A 5,020-nucleotide genomic window follows, 5' to 3' on the forward strand; every position below is an offset into this window, starting at 1 on the left:
CCCATTTGCCGCAACCTGGCACAGAAAGGCGGGCTTGCCGTGCTGGGCTACGACAGCAATTCCGCCCCGCTGCACCTGCCCGGCCTGCCCGCCCTGGCGGCGGCCGTGATAGGCACCGGCATCCTGGGCGCCCTGGCCGCCCGCTGGTCAGTCACGCGCAGTACGCGCTTTTAAGCCCCTTAATGCCCGAAAAGAAATCCGGCGGCGCGATCTACATTGCACGGGCAGATCGCGCCGTTAATTAATAGGGACGTATTAAGCGCGCTTTGCTGGAAATAGCCGCTTGTGCCCAGCCGGGGCACGGGCAATAATGGCCAGATTCATTAACATTTTTTACATAAAACAAACTTTCTAACATTCCGCCCGGCAGATTTGCCGCCCGCCAGCCAGCACCGTTTTTCCTTCCGCGGTTTCTACATGTCTTCTCGTCTCGACGCCCGTGCAACGCGTCACTATTTCGACAGCGCCTTCAAATGCGCCGCGGTGAAGGTGCTGCCCAATGAATACTATGTAGCGGCCGGTGAAGACATCATGATCTCGACCGTGCTGGGTTCGTGCGTGGCGGCCTGCGTCCGCGACCCGGCCACGGGCGTGGGCGGCATGAACCATTTCATGCTTCCGGAAGGCGACAGCGATTCGCCCGCCTCGGCCACCATGCGCTATGGCGCCTTTGCCATGGAAGTGCTGATCAACGAGCTGCTCAAGGCGGGGGCCGTGCGCAACCGCCTGGAAGCCAAGGTGTTCGGCGGCGGCGCGGTACTCAGCGCGATGCAGCAGCTGAATATCGGCGAACGCAATGCCCGCTTCGTATTGAACTACTTGCAGATGGAAGGCATACCGGTGCTGGCCCAAGACCTTGGCGACGTGCATGCCCGGCGCATCGGCTATTTTCCGCACGACGGTCGGGTCATGGTGCGCAAGATGGCGCCGCATCATCACAAGGCCGAAGCCCTGATCGCCAGGCGCGAACAGGAAGCGGCGCAAACGGCCGGCGCCAAGGCGCAGACGCCGCCGCGCGTGGAACGCTTCACCCCGCTCCACGCGCCGCGCTTCGAGCGCTTCAAGCGTCCCAGCACGGTAACGGGCTAGCGTCCGCGCCCCAAGCCGGCGCGCCCGGCCCCAGGCCTGGCGACCCTCAGGCCGCGCGTGCGCCGCCTATGGCATGCACGGTGGCGCTGAACCCTTGCATCAACTCGGCCCGCTGCGCGGCGGCTTTGTGCATGGCGGCTTCCTTGATATGACCGTAGCCCCGTATGGTCTCGGGCACGCTGGCCAGCGCCACGGCGCGGTCCAGGTTGCCGCGGTTCAGCTTGGGCAGGATGGCCAGCAGGTCCTCGCGGTAGGTTTCAACCAGCGCACGTTCGGCGCGGCGCTCGGCCGTGTAGCCGAAAATATCCAGCGGCGTGCCGCGCAGGAAGCGCAGCCTGGCCAGCACGCCGAACGCCTTCAGCATACCCGGCCCATAGGCACGCTTGACCAGGCGCCCCTGCGCATCGCGCCGCGCCAGCAGCGGCGGCGCCAGGTGCAGGCGCAGCTTCCAGTCGCCTTCGAAGCGGGCGTGCAACTGCTTCATGAATTCGCCGTCGGTGTATAGCCGCGCCACCTCGTACTCGTCCTTGTAGGCCATCAGCTTGAAGTAATAGCGGGCCACGGCACCGGCCAGGCGGGTGGTGCCGGTGGCGGCCTGCTCGGCCTGGGCGACCTGCCGCACCAGGTCGCGGTAACGGGTAGCGTACGCGGCATTCTGATAGGCGGCCAGGAAGTCGCTGCGCACCGCGATCAGCGCGTCCAGCTCTCCCACCGGTTGTTTGATGTCCAGCACCGCGGCCCGGGGCTGCCCGCGGCGCACTTCGATGAATGTCTCGGCCGGCGGCGCGGCGCGGCCGATCAGGCGCTGCACCGCCGCCAGGTCATGGGCGGCGCGGCGGCCCCAGGCAAAGGCGGCCAGGTTGTTGGGCACCTGCTGGCCGTTGAGCTCGATGGCCCGCTGCAGGGCCTCCTGGCCCAGCGGCAGCCAGCCTTTCTGGTAGGCGTAGCCCATCATCAGCGGGTTGGCATAGATGGCGTCGCCCAGCAGGCCCACGGCCAGTTCGGCGGCGTCCACCGCGTCCACCCGGCCGGCGCCGCAGGCATCATGCAGTCCGGCCTGCAGGTCGGTCCCAGGCAAGCGCCAGTCGGGGTTGTTGACGAAAGTGGCGGTAGGCGCCACGTCGCTGTTCAGCAGCACCCGGGTGCGGTCGGCGCGCATGCGGGCGATAGCTTCCGGGCTGGTGGCCACTACCAGGTCGCCCGCCAGCACCAGGTCGGCTTCGCCCATGGCCACGCGGGTATTGAGCAGGTCGTCGGGCGAGCGCGTCAGCACCACGTGCGAAAACACCGCTCCACCCTTCTGCGCCAGGCCCGCCATGTCCAGTACCGAACAGCCCTTGCCTTCCAGATGGGCCGCCATGCCCAGCAATTGGCCGATGGTGACGACGCCCGTGCCGCCCACCCCGGCGATGAACACCCCATAGGGCCGAACCAGGCCGGGCACGGCCGGCGCCGGCAGGCCCGCGTCGATGGCGCCTTCCTGCGCCAGGGCCTGGGGCTTGCGCAGCTTGCCGCCTTCCACCGTCACCAGACTGGGACAGAAGCCCTTCAGGCAGGAATAATCTTTGTTGCAGCTGGACTGGTTGATGGTGCGCTTGCGGCCGAACTCGGTTTCCAGGGGTTCGACCGACAGGCAGTGCGACTGCTCGGAACAGTCGCCGCAGCCTTCGCAGACGCGTTCGTTGATGAATACACGGCGCGCCGGGTCGGGATAGGCGTTGCGCTTGCGGCGCCGGCGCTTTTCGGTGGCACAGGTCTGGTCGTACACCAGCACCGACACGCCGCGGTATTCGCGCAATTCGCGCATAACGGCGTCCAGTTCGTCGCGGTGCCGTACCGGCACCCCCGGGGCCAGGTTACTGATGCTTTGGTACTTCTGCGGTTCGTCGGTGACGATGACAATCTTCTCTATGCCTTCGGCCGCTACCTGCCGGGTGATCATGGGCACGTCGATGGGGCCGTCTACCGGCTGGCCGCCCGTCATGGCCACCGCGTCGTTGAACAGTATTTTGTAGGTGATGGGCGCCTTGGCGGCCACGGCCGCGCGTATCGCCAGCAGGCCCGAATGGAAGTATGTGCCGTCGCCCAGGTTGGCGAAGACGTGCTTTTCGTCGGTGAAGGGCGATTGCCCCAGCCACGGCACGCCTTCGCCGCCCATCTGGGTATAGGCCTGGGTGTTGCGGTTCATCCAGGTCACCATGTAGTGGCAGCCTATGCCGGCCATGCCGCGCGAGCCTTCGGGCACGCGCGTCGAGGTGTTGTGCGGACAGCCCGAACAGAACCAGGGCTTGCGTTCCGCCACCACGCGCGGGCGGGCCAGTTCCTGTTCGCGCGCGGCGATGAAATCCAGGCGCGCCTGGATACCGGCGCGCACGTCGTCCGGCAGGCTCAAGCGCAGCAGGCGCACGCCCACGGCCTTGGCCACCATGGCGGGCGAGAACTCGTAATGGGCTGGCAATAGCCAGTTGCCCTGCGGCACCGACCATTCGCCGCCGTCCTTGTCGTCGAATTTTCCCACGACCCGGGGAATTTTCTTGCCGGTGCCTATCCAGCTGAACAACTCTTCTTTCAACTGGTATTCCAGCACCTGGCGTTTTTCCTCGACCACCAGGATTTCGTCCAGTCCTTCGGCGAATTGCTGTACGCCGGTGGCTTCCAGCGGCCACACCATGCCCACCTTGAACAGGCGCAAACCGACGCGCTTACAGGCGGCTTCGTCCAACCCCAGGTCGGCCAGCGCCTGCCGGGTATCCAGGTAGGCCTTGCCCGAAGTCATGATGCCAAAGCGCGCCTGGCTGTTGGGCACTTGCCATAGTTCGCGGTTCAGGCCGTTGGCGCGCGCGTAGGCCAGCGCGGCATACAGTTTGTAATCGAGCAGGCGGGCTTCCTGCTGCAAGGGTGTGTCGGGCAGGCGGATGTGCAGGCCGTCGGGCGGCAGATGGAAATCGCCGGGCAGCTGGATGGCGACGCGGCCGGGATTCACATCCACCGAGGCCGAGACTTCGACGATGTCGGTGATGCACTTCATGCTTACCCACACACCGGCGTAGCGGCTCATGGCCCAGCCGTGCAGGCCGTAGTCCAGGACTTCCTGCACGCTGGCCGGGAACAGCACGGGGATCATGCAGGCTTTCAGGATGTGATCGCTCTGGTGCGGCAGGGTGGATGATTTGGCGGGATGGTCGTCGCCCGCCACGACCAGCACGCCGCCATGGGGCGAGGTGCCGGCGGCATTGGCGTGTTTGAATACGTCGCCGCAGCGGTCCACGCCCGGCCCCTTGCCGTACCACATGCCGAATACGCCGTCGTAGCGGGCGCCCGGGAACAGGTTGACCTGCTGCGAACCCCACACGGCGGTGGCGGCCAGGTCTTCGTTGATGCCGGGCTGGAATTCGATGTGGTGGGCTTTCAGGTGTTTGGCGGCTTTCCACATGTTCAGGTCGACGCCGCCCAGCGGCGAGCCGCGATACCCCGAGATGAAGCCGGCGGTGTTCAGCCCGGCCCGCTGGTCGCGCACGCGCTGCATCATGGGCAGGCGTACCAGGGCATGGATGCCGCTCATCCAGGCGCGGCCGGTTTCAAGGGTGTATTTGTCGTCCAGTTGTACGGACTCGAGCGCCGCGCGCTGCGCGGGCGTAAGGGGGGCATTCATGTCTACTCCGAGGATCCTGGATGCCCGGGCCGGTTGCGCGCGCGGGTTCTTGTGGAACCGAGGCGGGCCGGAACGGGCTGTTGCCATTGTTTGTATCGGTTGTACCCGGGGCGGCAGGCGGGCGCAATAGGGCGTAGCGATAGGGAGGGGAGCGGCGGATTCTGTGGTTGTGGTTGTGGTTGTGGTTGTGGCTGTGGTTTTATTCTTGCCCCGTCCCGCGGCGCCCGGGCAAGCGGTGGCGGCGCACGTGCGTCGGGCTCGGGCGCATCCAGGCGCCCT

At 66.3% G+C, this 5,020-nt stretch carries 2 protein-coding genes; one reads left to right on the plus strand and one right to left on the minus strand.

Annotated features, from left to right (window positions below; translation table 11 throughout):
• Nucleotides 1–417 precede the first annotated feature (417 nt).
• Nucleotides 418–1,089, plus strand: coding sequence for a chemoreceptor glutamine deamidase CheD (gene cheD, locus LPZ50_RS21520; protein WP_230664796.1), 672 nt, complete (start codon nucleotides 418–420; stop codon nucleotides 1,087–1,089).
• 46 nt (nucleotides 1,090–1,135) lie between these two features.
• Here the strand turns inward: cheD and LPZ50_RS21525 are convergent, their stop codons facing one another.
• Nucleotides 1,136–4,741, minus strand: a complete 3,606-nt coding sequence (locus tag LPZ50_RS21525; protein ID WP_230664798.1) for an indolepyruvate ferredoxin oxidoreductase family protein — start codon at nucleotides 4,739–4,741, stop codon at nucleotides 1,136–1,138.
• Nucleotides 4,742–5,020: the final 279 nt, after the last annotated feature.

The sequence above is a fragment of the Bordetella petrii genome (assembly GCF_020991325.1).
GTDB lineage: Bacteria > Pseudomonadota > Gammaproteobacteria > Burkholderiales > Burkholderiaceae_B > Bordetella_A > Bordetella_A petrii_E.

What these genes read in the sequence shown, in the direction of transcription:
- cheD (WP_230664796.1), top strand. Translation starts at nt 418, where the DNA reads ATGTCTTCTCGTCTCGACGCCCGTGCAACGCGTCACTATTTCGACAGC.
- LPZ50_RS21525 (WP_230664798.1), bottom strand. Translation starts at nt 4,741, where the DNA reads ATGAATGCCCCCCTTACGCCCGCGCAGCGCGCGGCGCTCGAGTCCGTA.